Origin of the sequence: Streptosporangium sp. OZ121 (assembly GCF_051918885.1) — a bacterium.
Lineage (GTDB): Bacteria > Actinomycetota > Actinomycetes > Streptosporangiales > Streptosporangiaceae > Streptosporangium.
The window spans coordinates 1-15,355 of sequence record NZ_JBPXMC010000015.1; the positions used below are offsets into that span (position 1 = coordinate 1).

A 15,355-nucleotide genomic window follows, 5' to 3' on the forward strand; every position below is an offset into this window, starting at 1 on the left:
CAACCATGCATCTCATGCGGCGGCAAAGGGTGGAAGTACGTCAGCCAGCGACGCGGCCTGATCGGCGGTCTACCGGGAGCGGCCCTGGCTTTCATCCGTGTCCGAGATGACTGCTCGCTCTGTCAGGGACAGAAGGTCATCACGGCGTCGATGATGCGGACCGGCGCATGAGCCTTTCACTACCTACGGGACGGCTGATCCTCGGCGACATTCGTTCCCCGGCGAGGGCGGCGGAGTCCTTGAAAGCGGAGTTGGAGCACTGCGGCATCGACGCCGATGTCAACGACGGTTACGGGCTGGCCGTGGTGTCGGTCTGGACGGGATTGACCGTCTGGTCCGATGGCCTGATCTTCTGGTGGCGTACGGGAAACTGGGACGCCAGGCGTGGACAGGCGGTGTATGCCTGGCATGCGGCGGAGGACCTCGAACGCGTCGCGCGACGGGTGGCGCTCCGCTACGCCGATCTCCAAAAGACTCATCCGGTGCCCGCTGCGAGGGCGGGGGCTCATCGTGCTGACCCTGTCTGATGAATGCCTCGGAATCAGTCCGCATGTGCTTCTGGCTCAACGTGATCATGTACGCCTTGAGTGGCGGAGGCCGAACGGGGCTTTGGGACGGGCGCAGCCAGAGTCATGGACGTGCGGATGTCGAGCCACGATCTACGAACTCCATGTTGGTGCCGGCCAGGGGTTCATCAGGCGGACCGTTCGACGCGATGGCGATCATCAGATCCATGACACCCGTCCATGGAGGATCACTGAAGCTCGGGCCGTCTGGTCGGCGTTGCTGGCTGGGCGGGCTCGCTAGACGAGTGTGGTGGTGCGGTGACTGGTTGCGGAGGGCGCCGGAGGTCTCGCACCACCACACTCCCCACCTGCGAGGGTGCTCGCTTTTCAAGTCGGGGGTTCGCATCTATGCTGACGATAAGTCGAGTAGTTGGGTTGTTAATATGTCTGCTTCCGGCGAGGAGTACGCGCCTCCCAAGTACGCCCAGATTGTTGCGCAGATCCGGCAGAAGATCACGGACGGTACCTATCCGCCCGGTTCCTTGCTGCCCTCGGAGACGCAGCTGATCCGGGAGTTCGCGGTCAGTCGTCCTACCGTGGTGCGGGCGCTCCAGGTGTTGCAGCTGCGGGGCTTCATCGACCGGGAGCACGGTAAGGGCTCGTATGTGAAGATGGCGCCTCCGCTGGCTGAGGAGGACTTCTCCCGGCCTGGCCGTGCCGTCTTGGACCGCGCGGAAGCCAACCAGGGCGCCGCGGTGCTGGAGGCGGGATCGCGTCCGGCTCCGGCGAACATCGCGGCGACGTTGGCTCTGCCCACCGGGGCACCGATCATGATGCGCCGGGTCCTGCTGAGCGACAGTGGCGAGCCGTGCGAACTGGTCACCTTCTGGTGTCCGATCGAACTGGCCGAAGGAACCGATCTTGGCAAAGCACTGCCGTTGACGGTGGGCATTCGTCAGCACGTGCAGGCGGTCAAGAGTCTGCGGCTGGATCACGTCATCGAGCGCTTGGCGGCTCGCCACCCGACAGCGGACGAGATCAAGCTGTTGGGGGTGGGCAAGACGGCGGCGGTCATGGGGGTGACGGCTCGGGTCTTCGCCGGGAATCGTCAGGTCATGGTCATTGAGGTTGCCCTACCGGGGACGCTTCATGAGCTGGAAGACACCTACTCTCTGTAGTGTGACGTAGGCCACACGCTAAGACGGAAACTCGTACTGTCGAGTGTGCGTTTCATCAGTTAGCTTCAACTCGACAGTACGAGTTAGCGACATACCAACCAGATAACAGGAGAACACATCATGGCCATCCAAGGCCCCATCCCCGTTAGCTTCGACCAGGTCTTCCCGCACGGCTGCTACGTGGTCGGCGAGGTCGAGCAGGTCAAGGACTTCACCGCCTCGACCGGCGGACGCACCGTCTACGCCAAGGACAAGACCACCGGCGAGCTCGTCTGGCAGGTCGCCGTCATGGACGCCGACCCCACCCTCAAGGCCACGCAGAAGACGGTGGCGGTCAAGATCTTGTCCCCGGTTCAGCCGGTGCCCCCGCCCGCGCTGCCCAACATGCCGTTCGTCCCGGTGGAGTTCGACGGCATGACCGCCACCGCCTACGTCGCCGAAAAGACCGGCCGCCTGGCCTGGTCCCTGCGCGCCAGGGCGATGCGCGCTCCCCGATCCGCTGCGGCCTCGACCAAGCAGAGCGCTGCGGCCTGACATGAAAGCGGGGCCGCTGGAACTGGCATTCCGGCGGCCCCTCGGTTCTCCCCAGACGCGAATCAAGAGAGGGCTCAAGCCTAATGTTCAAAAAACTGCCCGGTGACGAGGCACGCACCCTCGTCACCACGACCCCCGACACCGCCGTGGTGTTTCGCCCGGCCGTGGTGCGTACCCCGGCCATCTTCACCATCACGATCTTCCTGTGGCGTCTGCTGGTCGGGGTGATCCGGCTCGTCTGGCGTCACCCGGTCATCGTGACCGTGCTCGCCGTTCCCGCCGTGCTCGGCCTCTGGTACGGCTGGGAATTCGCCGTCGCCCCGCTCGCCGTGCTCGTCCTGAACACGGCTCTTTGGGCGCTGCTGGATCGGGCCTCGTTCCTGCGCTGGGTGGGCTGGCGCCTGCTGGCCTGGTGGCGCCTGGTGTGGATCTACCGCCGTCATTGGCAACCAGTGATGATCATCTCCGGCTTAGGTCGTCACCTCCAGGGCCGCGACTACCTGCCCCACCTCGTCCGCATCCGCTGCACGTCCTGGGCCGATGTGGTCACGGTGAAGATGATCAGCGGCCAATCGGTCAAGGACTGGTCCGACCGCATCGACCACCTCGCCCACGGCTTCGGCTCCTCCTCCTGCCGGGTAGCCGTGGTGCGGGCCGGTCGTCTCCAACTGACCTTTCCCCGTCATGACCCGCTGGCCATCCCTCTGCCGGCGGTTCCGCTCCCGGCGGTCGCCTCGGTGGGGCCGGTCGAGATCGGTAAGCGTGAGGACGGTCGTCCGTACCTGCTCAAGGTGCACGGCACACACGTACTCATCGCGGGCGCGACGGGCGCGGGGAAGGGCTCGTTCCTGTGGTCGGCCATCCGTGGTCTGCTCCCGGCTGTTCAGGCAGGCATCGCTGAGGTCTGGGCGCTGGATCCCAAGCGGATGGAACTGTCCTACGGACGCGAGATCTTCGAAGACCGCTACGCCGCTGATCCAGCCGCCTGCGCGGATCTCCTGGAAGCAGCCGTGAAGATCATGCAGGAGCGGGCTGATCGTTACGCCGGACTCCAGCGCTCCCACACCCCCACCCTCAATGACCCGTTCGTCCTGGTGCTCGTCGACGAGGTGGCGTTCCTGACCGCCTACCAGTCGGACAAGGGTCTCAAGCTGCGGATCTCGGCTGCGCTGGCGACGCTGACCACGCAGGGCCGTGCGGTCGGGTTCGGCGTGATGGCGGCACTTCAGGACCCGCGCAAGGAGGTCATGAACATCCGCAACCTGTTCCCCGACAAGATCGCGCTCCGGCTGGATGAGTCGGAACAGGTGGACATGGTCCTCGGCGACGGCGCCCGCGACAGGGGAGCACTGGCCGATCACATCTCCCCGATCCCCGAGCAGGGCGCGGGCATCGCCTACGTCCGACTGGAGACCTCACCCGACCCGATCCGGGTCCGCGCGGCCTACGTCTCCGATGCCGACATCACAGACATGGCGGCCCTGGTTGCCAGTGACACCCTGCCGATCGAGATGGAGGGGGCGGCCTGATGCGCATCATCCTGCACGCCACCCCGGCCCAGATCGCGGGCCTTCCCTTCCGGCGGCTGCACACCGTTGACGGCTCTGACCTCGCCGAAGTGACGGTGATCGTTGACCTCGGCTCCGCGCGGCTGCGCAAACACCCCTACCACGACACCTACCGGATCTGCGCCGATCTCGTCGACCCGAAGGGGGCCATGTGACCGACACCCTCGCCATCCCCTCGACCGACACCCCTTCAACTGACACCCCGCCGAACGGCGCTGATCGCACCCTTCCCCGGCTCGTCCGTGACACCCTGCCCGTCGCGCTAGATGTGGCTATCGAGGTGGCCAAACTCAACGGGGTCTGCATCCGCCCCATCGAGATGCGACGCCTGGACACCCACACCGGCCAGAGCGAACCATTCGACATCCCCTGTGGGACCACGCAGGAAGCCAAGTGCCCGCCGTGCGCCAAACGCAATCAGCAGCTGCGCCGGGCGCAATGCCGGGAGGGCTGGCACCTCGACCACGAACCCGTCGCCGAACCTCACCCCTCCACCGATGATCAGAAATGGCTGATCGAGTTCCGGGCCGACGTGGAAGCCAAGCGGGACGAGGCCGAACGCGACGGGGAAGACACCCGCGACTGGGACGAGGCCATCGCGGGCATCGATGCGGAGATCAATGCCGCCGGGATGCGCGGCAATGTCCTCGGCGGGCGGACAGCTCCGAAACGCTCGCGGTCGACGAGGCGTCGCCAGGATGCGCCGGACCTGCCCAAGCGGGCCAAGCAGGACACTACCCTCGGCCGGACCTTCATCGCCCCCGATGGCAGGGTGTATCGGCCGTCGCTGTTCGTCACCCTCACCCTGCCCTCCTACGGCAAGATCCGTTCCGGGTTGGGCGTGCCGGTCGATCCGAGCACCTACGACTACGCGGCGGCTGCTCGTGATGCGCTGCACTTCTCCAAGCTCGTCGACCGCTTCGTGCAGAACCTTCGCCGGGTGGCCGGCTATGACGTGCAGTACTTCGCCACCGTCGAACCTCAGAAGCGGCTCGCCCCGCACCTGCACATGGCAATCCGCGGGACCATGCCGCGCGCAGAGATCAAGGCCATCGCCGCCGCGACCTACCACCAGGTGTGGTGGCCATCGGTCGATGAAGTCCGCTTCGACGGTGACCACCTGCCCGTCTGGGCGGAACGGGCTGACCTGGGTGACGGCGCCACCTACCCGGACGGACAGGCAGGCGACTACCTCGACCCCGCTACCGGGGAGCTGCTGCCCACCTGGGACGAGGCACTCGACCAGCTCGGCACTGACGAGGCGGCCGAACCGCTGCACGTGGTCCGCTTCGGTGCTCAGGTCGATGTTCAGGGCCTCGTCGCCAGATCGCCGGACGCGCACAAGCGCATCGGCTACCTCACCAAGTACCTGACCAAGAGCCTGGGCGACCCCCTTGACCCCGACGACCCCGCCACCGAGAACCCCGCCCGCCGTGATCACGCCACGCGGATGGTCGAGGCGTTGCGCTACGAACCGTGCTCGCCGACGTGTCCGAACTGGTTGCGATACGGCGTGCAGCCCAAGGGGGCCAAGGCGGGCATGCTGCCGGGCCGGTGCAAGGGCAAGGCGCACAAGGCCGAACACCTCGGCTACGCGGGCCGGCGCGTCCTGGTCTCGCGCAAGTGGTCGAACAAGACCCTGCGGGAGCACAAGGCCGACCGCCGGGCCTGGGTGCTCGACATGCTCGGCTTGCCCGACGAGACCGTGACCGACTCTCACCGCTACGTCTGGCGGCCGGTCTCCTCCAAGGATCCCAACCGCACCCCGCTGGCCAAACGACTGCTGCGCGGGGTCGCCGATCGCCATCGCACCAAAGCACGCCTGACCGAACTCCAGGCCAGAGCGGACGGCCTCCCTGTTCCAGACCTTTCGGCAACTCCGGCTCTGGGGGTGGCGGCATGACCAGGAAGACCAGGCAAGAGCCTGTCTCGCTCCTCCCAGAGCTGGCACGGGGCCGACTGCTCACCGTCGAAGAGGCGGCCGAACGGCTCAACACCACCCCGCGTTTCCCTCGTCGCCTGATCGAGGAACGTCGGATCGCCTTCGTTCACGTCGGCCGTAACGTCCGTATCCCCGAAGCGGCGCTAGAGGCGTTCATCGCCGCCGGGCTGGTCGAACCGATCACCACCACACGCCGCAGGAGGGCCGCGTAATGGCCAAAACCGCTCTGGCCACCCCGGAAGAGAACCCCCGGCCGTCACGGGCTAGGAAAGCCACCAAGCGACGCTTCGGACGGGTGCGGAAACTCCCCTCCGGGCGGTTCCAGGCTCGCTACGCGGGACCTGACGGCGTGGATCGCCCCGCACCGGAGACCTTCGCCACCAAGAAGGACGCGGACAGGTGGCTTGTCTTGCAGGAGGCCGAGATCCAGCGTGGTGACTGGATGAGTCCGGAGGCCGGCAAGGTGACCTTCGGGGCGTATGCCTCCGAGTGGATCGATGATCGGGTGCTCAAGCACCGGACGGAGCTGCTGTACCGGGGCCTGCTCAAAAACCACCTCGCTCCGGCTTTCGGCAACCGCTGCCTCGCCGACATCAAGGAAGCCGACGTGCGGCGCTGGCGCAAGGAACGGCTCGGCGTCGTCGGACAGTCCACCGTGGCCAAGGCTTACCAGCTTCTCAAGTCGATCATGGGCACGGCGGTGAACGATGAGTTGATCCGCAAGAACCCATGCCGGATCAAGGGCGCCGGCATGCCGGACACTCCGGAACGGGAGATGATCCCGCTGGCCAAGGTCGTGGAGATCGTGACGACGGTCCCGGAGCGATACCGGGCGCTCGTGCTCCTGGGGACCTTCGCGAGCCTGCGGTGGGGCGAACTGGTCGGGCTCCGCCGTACACACCTCGACCTCGATGCGGGAGTGCTTCGAGTCGTCGGCGCCCTGGTCGAGATCGGCGGTGGGAAGGTGCTGGACGACTCCCCCAAGTCGCGGGCCGGTCGGCGGGTGGTCTCCATTCCTCCGGAGATCATTCCTGAGCTGCGGGTGCATCTGGAGATGTTCGCTGAGCCGGGAGAGCAGGGGCGCGTGTTCACCGGCCCCAACGGTGGGCCATTGAAGCACTCCGGGTTTCGTCGGACGTGGGACAGGACCCGTAAGGCTGTCGGGCTCCCCAGCCTTCACTTTCATGATCTCCGCCACATAGGCAACACCCTGGCGGCCTCCACCGGGGCGAGCCTCAAAGAGCTGATGTCCCGGATGGGGCACTCCTCGACGCGGGCGGCGTTGATCTACCAGCACGCCAGCCAGGACCGGGACAGGGTCATCGCCAAGGCGCTCGGGCAGGCGTTCAAGCGGGCACGGGCAGGCGGGCACGAGAAGCCATCGGGCACGCAACGGGCACGGAAGATCATAAAGTTCCCCTGAACGGCGAAAGGCCAGGTCACCGGATATCGGGTGACCTGGCCTTTCACATGCGAGCCGACGAGGGGAATCGAACCCCTGACCTACAGTTTACAAGACTGTTGCTCTGCCGATTGAGCTACGTCGGCACGGTCGCCAGACGAGTGTAGTCGGCTTACTCCCCGTACGTCACCGAGGTATGCCCTGCCGATCGCGAACCGTTAGGAACGGCGGTGGCGGGCGACCTCGTAGAGGGCGATGCCGGCGGCGACCCCGGCGTTGAGGGACTCGGCGGCGGCGTGCATCGGGATGCGGACGACCAGGTCACACGACTCGCGGACCAGGCGGGACAGGCCCTTGCCCTCGGAGCCCACGACGACTACCAGCGGGCCGTCGAGGAGGTTGGCCTCACCGAGGTCGACCGTGCCCTCGCCGTCCAGGCCGATCACGAACAGGCCCGCCTCGCGGTACTCCCGCAGGGTGGCGGTCAGGTTGGCGGCGCGGGCGACCGGCAGGGTGGCCAGCGTGCCCGCCGAGGTCTTCCAGGCCCCGCCGGTGACCCCTGCCGAGCGACGGGAGGGGATGACCAGGCCGTGGGCGCCGAAGGCGGTGGCCGAGCGGGCGATGGCACCCAGGTTTCGGGGGTCGGTGACGCTGTCGAGAGCGACGATCAGCGGGACCTCCGCGGCCTCCTGGGCGACGCGGACCAGATCGTCGGGGTGGGCGTAGTCGTACGCCGGGATCTGCAGGGCGATGCCCTGGTGGATCCCGCCCTCGGTGAGGCGGTCGAGCTTCTCCCTGCCGACCTCCAGCATCGCGATGCCCCGGTCGGCGGCGATGCGGACCGACTCCTTGACGCGGTCGTCGTTGTCGATCCGCAGAGCCACGTAGAGCGTGCTGGCCGGAACCCCGGCCCGCAGCGCCTCGACGACGGGGTTGCGCCCGCCGATGTGCTCGGGCGCGTCGTCGCTCCGCCGGGTGCGGACCGGGGTGCGCGGGGAGGAAGACCTGCCGGTCTTCTCCTCGCGCTCGATCCGCTCGGTGCGCGCCTTGTCCTTGTGCCAGTGCCGCAGATGCGCCGGCGGGGTGGCTCCCCTGCCCTCCAGGCCACGACGGACGTTGCCGCCCGTGCCCTTGGTCGGACTCTTCTTCTTCGCGGGTCGCCCGGACCCTTTACCCCCACCAGCCATGGTCTATAGCGTACGGCCTGGTTTCACCGCGAGAGTTCCCAGCGTGGTCCCTGGGGGGTGTCCTCGACGTGGATGCCCGCGTGGGAAAGCTGGTCACGGATGCTGTCGGCCGCCGAGAAGTCCTTGCGCGCCCGCGCCGCCTGCCGCTGTTCCAGCGCGACGGCGACCAGCGCGTCGACGGTCGCCCGCATGCCGGTCTCGCCGCCCGAGGAGCGCCACTGCTCCGAGCGCGGGTCGAGACCGAGGACGTCGAGCATGTTCTGCGTCTCGGCGAGCAGCCTGGCCACCTGCTCCTTGTTGCCCTGGGCCAGCGCGACGTTGCCCTCGCGGACCACCTCGTGCACCACGGCGAGCGCCTGGGGAGTGCCCAGGTCGTCGTCGAGGGCGTCGGAGAAGGCCTGGGGAAGCGGCGCGTGGGCGTCAACGTCGTGGATGACCTCGGCCGCGCGGGTGACGAAGCCCTCGATGCGCTGGTAGGCCGAGGCGGCCTCGAACAGCGCCTCCTCCGAGTAGTCGATCGAGGAACGGTAGTGCGGGGCCGCCAGGTAGTAGCGGAGCTCGACCGGGCGGACCTTCTTGGTGACCTCGGGGACCAGCAGGGAGTTGCCGAGCGACTTGCTCATCTTCTCCGCGCCGATCTTGAGCATGCCGTTGTGCATCCAGTAACGGGCGAAGCCGTCGCCGGCCGCCTGGGACTGGGTCAGCTCGTTCTCGTGGTGCGGGAAGATCAGGTCGACGCCACCGCCGTGGATGTCGAAGGTGGACCCGAGATACTTGGTGGCCATGGCCGAGCACTCCAGGTGCCAGCCGGGGCGACCCCGGCCCCAGGGGGTCGGCCAGGTCGGCTCACCGGGCTTCTCGCCCTTCCAGAGCGCGAAGTCGCGCGGGTCGCGCTTGCAGGAGTCGGTGTCGGTGTCGCCCGCGGCCCGCATGTTCTGGAGCTTCTGGTTGGACAGCGAGCCGTACCGGTCGGCGTAGGACATGACGTCGAAGTAGACGTCGCCCTCGGAGGCGTAGGCGTGTCCGGCGGCGATCAGCCGGTCCATCAGCTCGATCATCTCGGGCACGTGGCCGGTGGCACGGGGCTCGACGGTGGGGGGCAGGCAGCCCAGCACCTCGTAGGCCCAGGTGAAGGCCCTCTGGTTGCGCTCGGCGACGGCGAACCACGGCACGTTCTCCGCGGCGGCGACTCTAATGATCTTGTCGTCGATGTCGGTGACGTTGCGGCAGAAGGTCACCTCGTAGCCGGACCTGATCATCCAGCGGCGGAGCACGTCGAAGTTGACGCCCGAGCGGATGTGCCCGATGTGCGGGGGAGCCTGCACGGTGGCACCACACAGGTAGATCGAGGCCCGGCCGGGTTCGACCGGGACGAATTCGCGGACAGTGCGTACGCTGGTGTCGTATAGCTGCAGGCTCACGAAGGCAAGGCTAATGCCTCACCTCCCCTCACAAACCGAGTTGCGGGACGTTGAAGACACTCAGCAGAGTGTTTTATGACCATTGGCGGCGAATGTCGCCCAGTTGGTGTGGCAGAACGGCATCGCGACAGAAGACACGGCCGACAGTGATCCTGACGACCGCCCTCTCCACCTGGAGATTCCGCTCGCCCCGCCTCTCCCCCGGTCTTCGCACGTCATCTCCCGGGCGAACGCCCCGTCTGGATCAGACCGTCTTACCTCCACGCGGCGATGACATGGACGAGGTGGCGGTAAGAGCCGGCGGGGTCGGACGGCACTCGCCCGCGGGCTACCGTCGCCGTTGAGACCCGTCACGGCGGCGACGTTCGCCGCGTCGAACATCTCGCGCGCGGGATTCGGACGATGTTGCCGGCTCTCTGCCTCGACCGCCTTCGAAAAACTTCCCCGATCATGCTAGATGCCGATTCTGTAGGCTCAAAGGGCCATGGACGTCAAATCCCCCGGGGCGGCAGGTTCGATCTCCCGCCCGTCCCCGCCCCCGCCCCCGCCCCTGCCCATCGCCGCCGAGCCGAGCCGGGTGGCCGTCGCCCTGCGCCGCGCCGGGATCGCCGTCACCGGAGTCGGCGTGGCCGCGCTCACCGCCGCGGCCTGCGTGCTCTCCTTCGAGGATCTGCGCGCCCTCGCCGTGGCGGGCAGGGCGCCCGTCGGCCTCGCGTATCTGTATCCCGCCGCCTTCGACGCCCTGCTCGTCATCGCGATGATCGGCGTACTGCTGCTGCGCGGCGGCCGGTGGCCGGTACGGCTGCAGGCGGGCGTGATCCTGACGTTGCTGTTCGCCGGCGCGGCCGCCGCCGAGGTGTCCACCGCCATGCGGATGGCGGTGGACGAAGGGCGCGCGGCCGTCGTGGTCGCCGTCGCCCCCTGGGTGATGCTGATCCTGGCCCTGTGGCTCTGGCTCCTGCTGATCAAACACGCCGCCGCCCGGAGGGCCGCGAGCGACGCGGCCCTGTCCGGCCTGCCGTCGTCCGGGCGCGACATCGTGCCGTTCCCCGAGGCGAGCCGGGCGGCTCCGGACCACCCCGCCGCGCCCGACCCCGAGGAGCGGTGGCAGGACCCGCCGGCCCACCCCGAGCAGACCGTCCGCCCTGGCCACGAAGAGCATCCGGGTCACGGGAGCCGTCCGGGTCACGGGGACCACCCTGGTAGCCGTCCGGGTCATGGGGACCACCCCGGTCACGGGGACCGCCCGGGTCACCCCGTGCATCCGGGGCATCTGGTGCACCACTCCGCGGCGGAGATCATGCTCGACCCGCATTCCGCGCCGCCCCTGGAGTCCGCCCCGCACCACGACCTCCCGGTGGGAGAGCCGGTGGTCGGTCCCACCGCGGCACCGGAGACGCCCGAGGTCACCGACATCCCGCAGGACCCGCCGCCCTCGCGGGAACCCGCGGCCCCCCGGCCGGGCAAGCCGATGCGCTGGGGCGACCTGGTCCGGCCGCGCCAGGGCGACCTGCTCGTCCACCCGCCCCGCCGGGCCGTACGGGCACCCGAGCCTGAGAGCGGCGGCAGGGTCAGCGAGCGGGTGGAGACGTGGGACAGCGACACCGACCTTCCCCGGGAGCAGGCGGCCGAGGTGAGCGAGCGCGACGCCGACACCCAGCCGATCCTCGCCGTGAAGGACCGCCCGGCGAGTGTCCCGCCGGGCGAGATCGCCACGGAGCAGGCGGCGGCGCCCGCGGAGAGGCCCTCGGAGAGCGCGGCGAAGGCGCCTGTGGCGAGGGAGAGGCGCACCGCGGGCCGGAAGGCCGGAAAGTCCCCTGACCCGGCGCATGGCGCCGAGGCCGCCGAGGCCGGGGAGGAGGCCGAGGCGCGGTCGCACGACGAGGGCGGCGCCGCGGCGCCGCCCTCCGGGCGGATGCGCAGCACGCCCGTACCCCCGGGTGAGTGAGAGATCGAGGGCGCGTCGAAGACGAGGGCGAGCGGGAGGCGGGCCTGATCGCGGGAGGCGGATCCGATCCGCCTCCAGGCGGCCGTCGAGCACGACACGAACCCCGAGCCTGACGTTCCGGCGCCCCGGCTCCCTCACGACCCGGTGACCCGTCGAGCCGTCGATCCGGTGCCGCGCGACCGGCCGCGGACGCCCGTCGGACAGGGCGGCAGGGCGTAGAGCGTCACCATGTCCGGTGCTCCGGTGCTCCGGTCGTACGCCCGTCGGGTCAGCTCCGGGGCCTGGGAGGAGCTGACCCGGTCTTCGGGCCGTCGCTCAGCGGGTTCTTTCAGCCGGGATGGCCGAGACCGCTGAGATCGGCTACGTGGTTCGGCGCCCCTTCGGCCTCGCCGCACGCGCTGGGTAGGTGGTCCAGGCGTTCGAAGACCACGTTCTCCGGGTGTGAGAAGGCCTGTGGCCCCGGGACGTCATCGCCCGGGCGAGCCACACCTCCGGGTCGTTCCCCGGGCGGTCCGTCGCTTCGCGGGCGGTCTCGTCCCAGGGCGGTCCGACGCTTCGCGGGTGGGTCCGCTCGTGGCGCCGCGAGCGGCCCGGCCCCTTTCGCGGTGGATCCGCCGGGGCGGTACGGCCCGTCCACGCCCCGCCGCCGCCCGGCCGCCGGACAGGCCGGCCGGGCGGCGGGACCCGGGCCGCACGCCGCGGTGGAACCGAGCGGCGGTCTCCTGCCGGAACCACCGTTCGCCACCGGGTGTTGGACCGGCCCGCAGCTATTCGTTCACACATGTGTGAACGGCGCCCCGCTGCGGACCGGCGATTTGCTCACCTCCGGGCCGGGATCGGCCGGAAGCCGGTTCGGCACGCTGCTCGAACCGGCCTTGAACGACCGAGACCCGCTCGGCAGGCCAGATGGAACCGAGCGGGTCTTCTCCTGGAGCGCGATGACATCGTGCGCGTCACCGCGATCGCCTCCGGACCGGAGGGGGTCCAGTCGAGTCTCGGCGAGATCACCGGGATGGTTCACCCGGGATGTTCGCTAGACCCTGGAGCGCTTGAGACCGGCGACCAGGCCGACACCGACGATGGCGAGGCCCACCTGCATGACGAGTTCGATCCAGTCGATGCCGTCCGTGGTGGCGACACCGAGAACCTGGGCGAGGGCGGTACCGATAAGCGCGGCGACGATGCCGACGACGACGGTCAGGATCACTCCGATCGCCTGCCTACCGGGAAGCAGGAGACGGCCGAGGGCGCCGATGACCGCGCCGATAACGATTGCCCCCAAAATGGACGCGATAGTCATATTCAACCTCCCAGTGATCGTGAGACCTTCACTCTCACAGGGAGGTGGCTACCCCCTGAGTCACGGTTATTCCTACAGGCGGCAAAAAATCCTTCAGTGCGTCTTTCTCGCCTGCATCTGGACGACGAGGAGCACCGCGAGCACCGCGAGTGCCAGTTGGATGATGTGCTCCCACCAGTCGATCCCTCGCGTGTTGGCCAGACCGAGCGCTCCGGCGATGAGCGAGCCGATGAGCGCGGCGACGATGCCGACGATGAGCGTCAGGCCGATGCTGATGTTCTGGCGCCCGGGAAGGATGAGACGCGCCAGGGCACCGATGATGGCGCCGATGATGATTGCGGAGACAATCGAGACGATCATGTCCGGCTCCCCCTGTTACGAGACACGGTCACCAAGGGGTTACCCAGCGCATTCATTGATCACGCTAAAAGAAGGGGTGGCCCGTACCGCGCCAGGAAACGGGCCACCGCCTCGATATGGATCGACGAGCATTCCGCGCCGCCCGCCGGAACGTTTTCCACGTTCCGTATGGAAGACGCGTGACACCCGCTACAGGTTCACCACGATCGCGGTCGCGACGGCCGCCACGCCTTCGCCGCGCCCTGTGAGGCCGAGCCCGTCCGTCGTGGTGGCACTGACGCTCACCGGAGCCCCCACGGCGGCGCTGAGGGCCTTCTCGGCCTCGACGCGGCGGGGGGCGAGCTTGGGACGGTTACCGATCACCTGGACGGCCACGTTGCCGATCTCGAAGCCCGCGGCACGCACCTTGCGCGCGGTCTCCTCCAGCAGGGCGGCACCCGAGGCGCCCGCCCACCGGGGATCGGACGTGCCGAACAGGCCGCCGAGATCACCGAGACCCGCCGCGGACAGCAGGGCGTCACAGGCGGCGTGGGCCGCGGCGTCACCGTCGGAGTGGCCGGCCAGGCCGGTCTCGCCGGGCCAGTGCAGACCGGCGAGGTGAAGCTCGCGGCCAGAAGCGAACGGGTGGACGTCGACCCCGACGCCCACCCGTGGAAATGTCTTGTTCAGGAGTTGAGAACCTCGTCCAGCAGGGCCTCGGCCTTGTCCTCGTTCGTCTTCTCCGCGAGCGCGAGCTCGCTGACGAGGATCTGCCTGGCCTTCGCCAGCATCCGCTTCTCTCCTGCGGAGAGTCCGCGCTCCCTGTCTCGCCGCCACAGGTCGCGAACGACCTCGGCAACCTTGTTGACGTCGCCGGACGCCAGCTTCTCAAGGTTCGCCTTGTAGCGTCGGGACCAGTTCGTGGGCTCTTCGGTGTGAGGCATTCGAAGCACGTCGAAGACGCGCTCAAGGCCCTCTTGTCCGACGACATCGCGAACACCGACGAGTTCTGCGTTGTCAGCCGGCACCTGGACGGTAAGGTCGCCCTTGTCGACCTTAAGAACCAGGTAGGTCCTTTCCTCACCCTTGATGGTTCGGGTCGTGATCGCCTCGATCCGAGCAGCCCCGTGGTGGGGGTAGACGACAGTGTCGCCGACCTGGAAAGTCATGTGACAAGTACCCCTTCCGCTGTACTCAAGAGTACCACGTATCCACAGCCTCCCGGAACAGTGAAATCACCATAACTGCAGGTCAAAGCCGCATCTTATGACTTGACAAGTGCCCAAGTGTGTGAATCAGAGGGGCAAAAAGCACTTATGACCTGCGTTCTGCGGCTTCGGATGATGAGGCGGGGCGGCGGGAAACCCGGTAAACGTCGCCGATAGGGTTGCCCTTGCCCTATCTCACGCGTGACAAGGAGAACTCGCACCGTGACCCGCAACATCCGCCACCGGGCGATCGTCGCCGCGGCGTTCCTCGCAGCCGCTCCGGCCCTGGCCGGCTGCGGTGCCGGATCCGACGCGATCACCAACAAGCCCTACTCGCCGACCGAGGCGCTCTCGGTCAAGACGAAGGGCATCGACATCTCCCAGGCCTTCTTCCTGGGGCCGGACTCCGGCGCGACGCTGCCGGCCGGGGCGGCCACCCCGCTCTACCTGTCGGTGGTCAACACCAACGCGGGCTCCGACCAGCTCGTCGGCCTCGGCGTCGACCCCGCCCTCGGTACGGCGAAGGTGAGCGCGCCCGTGACGCTCCCCCAGGACCAGCGGGTGAACGTCGGCAAGCCGACCCCCACGATCCTCGTCGAGGGGCTGAAGAAGCCTCTCAGGGGCGGCGAGGGCCTCAAGGTGCAGCTGCAGTTCGCCAACGCCGGCATCGTGCAGCTCACGATCCCCGTCATCACCCGCAGCCGCGAGTTCACCGCCTACCCGCAGGCTCCCGGCGCATCCGCGGCCCCCACGCCGTCGCCCACCCCCTCCGCCACCACCGGGGACGAGCACTCGGGCCACTGACGCTCCGGGGCCGGTGAC

At 68.4% G+C, this 15,355-nt stretch carries 16 protein-coding genes and 1 tRNA gene; 10 read left to right on the plus strand and 7 right to left on the minus strand.

Features of this window, described 5'->3' with window-relative positions:
* The first annotated feature begins 167 nt into the window (after nt 1–167).
* The 8 genes from ACTOQ1_RS24630 to ACTOQ1_RS24665 all read left to right on the plus strand — a co-directional run bounded on the left by ACTOQ1_RS24630 (nt 168) and on the right by ACTOQ1_RS24665 (nt 7,151).
* A complete protein-coding gene (locus tag ACTOQ1_RS24630) occupies nt 168–527 on the plus strand; it encodes a hypothetical protein (RefSeq protein ID WP_440070390.1) in 360 nt (119 codons plus the stop codon).
* Between the two features lie 422 nt (nt 528–949).
* A complete protein-coding gene (locus ACTOQ1_RS24635; RefSeq protein WP_440070391.1) occupies nt 950–1,684 on the plus strand; it encodes a GntR family transcriptional regulator in 735 nt (244 codons plus the stop codon).
* 120 nt (nt 1,685–1,804) lie between these two features.
* Nucleotides 1,805–2,218, plus strand: a complete 414-nt coding sequence (locus ACTOQ1_RS24640; RefSeq protein ID WP_440070392.1) for a plasmid replication, integration and excision activator — start codon at nt 1,805–1,807, stop codon at nt 2,216–2,218.
* An 83-nt stretch (nt 2,219–2,301) separates the two neighbouring features.
* Nucleotides 2,302–3,747, plus strand: a complete 1,446-nt coding sequence (locus ACTOQ1_RS24645; protein ID WP_440070393.1) for an FtsK/SpoIIIE domain-containing protein — start codon at nt 2,302–2,304, stop codon at nt 3,745–3,747.
* On the plus strand, nt 3,747–3,941 hold the full coding sequence (locus tag ACTOQ1_RS24650) for a hypothetical protein (protein WP_440070394.1): 195 nt from the start codon (nt 3,747–3,749) through the stop codon (nt 3,939–3,941). The genes ACTOQ1_RS24645 and ACTOQ1_RS24650 overlap by 1 nt, the downstream gene beginning before the upstream one ends.
* Nucleotides 3,938–5,689 (plus strand): replication initiator, encoded by a 1,752-nt coding sequence (locus ACTOQ1_RS24655; protein WP_440070395.1) that lies wholly within the window; start codon nt 3,938–3,940, stop codon nt 5,687–5,689. The genes ACTOQ1_RS24650 and ACTOQ1_RS24655 overlap by 4 nt, the downstream gene beginning before the upstream one ends.
* The gene (locus tag ACTOQ1_RS24660; protein WP_350929674.1) at nt 5,686–5,940 is read left to right on the plus strand and encodes an excisionase family DNA-binding protein; all 255 of its coding nucleotides are present in this window, start codon (nt 5,686–5,688) and stop codon (nt 5,938–5,940) included. The genes ACTOQ1_RS24655 and ACTOQ1_RS24660 overlap by 4 nt, the downstream gene beginning before the upstream one ends.
* Nucleotides 5,941–6,137: 197 nt before the next feature.
* Nucleotides 6,138–7,151: a tyrosine-type recombinase/integrase gene (locus ACTOQ1_RS24665; RefSeq protein WP_440070396.1), complete on the plus strand. Its 1,014-nt coding sequence runs from the start codon at nt 6,138–6,140 to the stop codon at nt 7,149–7,151.
* Nucleotides 7,152–7,203: 52 nt separating this feature from the next.
* Here the strand turns inward: ACTOQ1_RS24665 and ACTOQ1_RS24670 are convergent.
* The 3 genes from ACTOQ1_RS24670 to cysS form a co-directional block, all read right to left on the minus strand.
* A tRNA-Thr gene (locus tag ACTOQ1_RS24670) sits at nt 7,204–7,276 on the minus strand.
* A 72-nt stretch (nt 7,277–7,348) separates the two neighbouring features.
* Nucleotides 7,349–8,317, minus strand: coding sequence for a 23S rRNA (guanosine(2251)-2'-O)-methyltransferase RlmB (gene rlmB / locus ACTOQ1_RS24675; RefSeq protein ID WP_440070397.1), 969 nt, complete (start codon nt 8,315–8,317; stop codon nt 7,349–7,351).
* 23 nt (nt 8,318–8,340) lie between these two features.
* Nucleotides 8,341–9,738, minus strand: a complete 1,398-nt coding sequence (cysS, locus tag ACTOQ1_RS24680; protein WP_440070398.1) for a cysteine--tRNA ligase — start codon at nt 9,736–9,738, stop codon at nt 8,341–8,343.
* Nucleotides 9,739–10,222: 484 nt separating this feature from the next.
* Between cysS and ACTOQ1_RS24685 the strand changes: the two genes are divergently transcribed.
* Nucleotides 10,223–11,686 carry a hypothetical protein gene (locus ACTOQ1_RS24685; protein ID WP_440070399.1) on the plus strand — a complete coding sequence of 488 codons (1,464 nt, stop codon included), beginning with the start codon at nt 10,223–10,225 and terminating at the stop codon, nt 11,684–11,686.
* 1,033 nt (nt 11,687–12,719) lie between these two features.
* Here the strand turns inward: ACTOQ1_RS24685 and ACTOQ1_RS24690 are convergent.
* The 4 genes from ACTOQ1_RS24690 to ACTOQ1_RS24705 all read right to left on the minus strand — a co-directional run bounded on the left by ACTOQ1_RS24690 (nt 12,720) and on the right by ACTOQ1_RS24705 (nt 14,494).
* Nucleotides 12,720–12,986, minus strand: a complete 267-nt coding sequence (locus tag ACTOQ1_RS24690; protein ID WP_440070400.1) for a GlsB/YeaQ/YmgE family stress response membrane protein — start codon at nt 12,984–12,986, stop codon at nt 12,720–12,722.
* Nucleotides 12,987–13,079: 93 nt separating this feature from the next.
* Nucleotides 13,080–13,346, minus strand: coding sequence for a GlsB/YeaQ/YmgE family stress response membrane protein (locus ACTOQ1_RS24695; protein ID WP_362678273.1), 267 nt, complete (start codon nt 13,344–13,346; stop codon nt 13,080–13,082).
* A gap of 189 nt (nt 13,347–13,535) precedes the next feature.
* Nucleotides 13,536–13,994: a 2-C-methyl-D-erythritol 2,4-cyclodiphosphate synthase gene (ispF, locus tag ACTOQ1_RS24700; protein WP_362678271.1), complete on the minus strand. Its 459-nt coding sequence runs from the start codon at nt 13,992–13,994 to the stop codon at nt 13,536–13,538.
* 17 nt (nt 13,995–14,011) lie between these two features.
* Nucleotides 14,012–14,494, minus strand: a complete 483-nt coding sequence (locus tag ACTOQ1_RS24705; RefSeq protein ID WP_030924410.1) for a CarD family transcriptional regulator — start codon at nt 14,492–14,494, stop codon at nt 14,012–14,014.
* A gap of 261 nt (nt 14,495–14,755) precedes the next feature.
* Between ACTOQ1_RS24705 and ACTOQ1_RS24710 the strand changes: the two genes are divergently transcribed.
* Nucleotides 14,756–15,337 carry a copper chaperone PCu(A)C gene (locus ACTOQ1_RS24710; RefSeq protein WP_440070401.1) on the plus strand — a complete coding sequence of 194 codons (582 nt, stop codon included), beginning with the start codon at nt 14,756–14,758 and terminating at the stop codon, nt 15,335–15,337.
* The last annotated feature ends 18 nt before the right edge of the window (nt 15,338–15,355 follow it).

Excerpts from the sequence above, each read along its gene's own strand:
- ACTOQ1_RS24630 (WP_440070390.1), top strand. The coding sequence starts at position 168 with ATGAGCCTTTCACTACCTACGGGACGGCTGATCCTCGGCGACATTCGT.
- ACTOQ1_RS24635 (WP_440070391.1), top strand. The coding sequence starts at position 950 with ATGTCTGCTTCCGGCGAGGAGTACGCGCCTCCCAAGTACGCCCAGATT.
- ACTOQ1_RS24640 (WP_440070392.1), top strand. The coding sequence starts at position 1,805 with ATGGCCATCCAAGGCCCCATCCCCGTTAGCTTCGACCAGGTCTTCCCG.
- ACTOQ1_RS24645 (WP_440070393.1), top strand. The coding sequence starts at position 2,302 with ATGTTCAAAAAACTGCCCGGTGACGAGGCACGCACCCTCGTCACCACG.
- ACTOQ1_RS24650 (WP_440070394.1), top strand. The coding sequence starts at position 3,747 with ATGCGCATCATCCTGCACGCCACCCCGGCCCAGATCGCGGGCCTTCCC.
- ACTOQ1_RS24660 (WP_350929674.1), top strand. The coding sequence starts at position 5,686 with ATGACCAGGAAGACCAGGCAAGAGCCTGTCTCGCTCCTCCCAGAGCTG.
- rlmB (WP_440070397.1), bottom strand. The coding sequence starts at position 8,317 with ATGGCTGGTGGGGGTAAAGGGTCCGGGCGACCCGCGAAGAAGAAGAGT.
- ACTOQ1_RS24685 (WP_440070399.1), top strand. The coding sequence starts at position 10,223 with ATGGACGTCAAATCCCCCGGGGCGGCAGGTTCGATCTCCCGCCCGTCC.
- ACTOQ1_RS24690 (WP_440070400.1), bottom strand. The coding sequence starts at position 12,986 with ATGACTATCGCGTCCATTTTGGGGGCAATCGTTATCGGCGCGGTCATC.
- ACTOQ1_RS24695 (WP_362678273.1), bottom strand. The coding sequence starts at position 13,346 with ATGATCGTCTCGATTGTCTCCGCAATCATCATCGGCGCCATCATCGGT.
- ACTOQ1_RS24705 (WP_030924410.1), bottom strand. The coding sequence starts at position 14,494 with ATGACTTTCCAGGTCGGCGACACTGTCGTCTACCCCCACCACGGGGCT.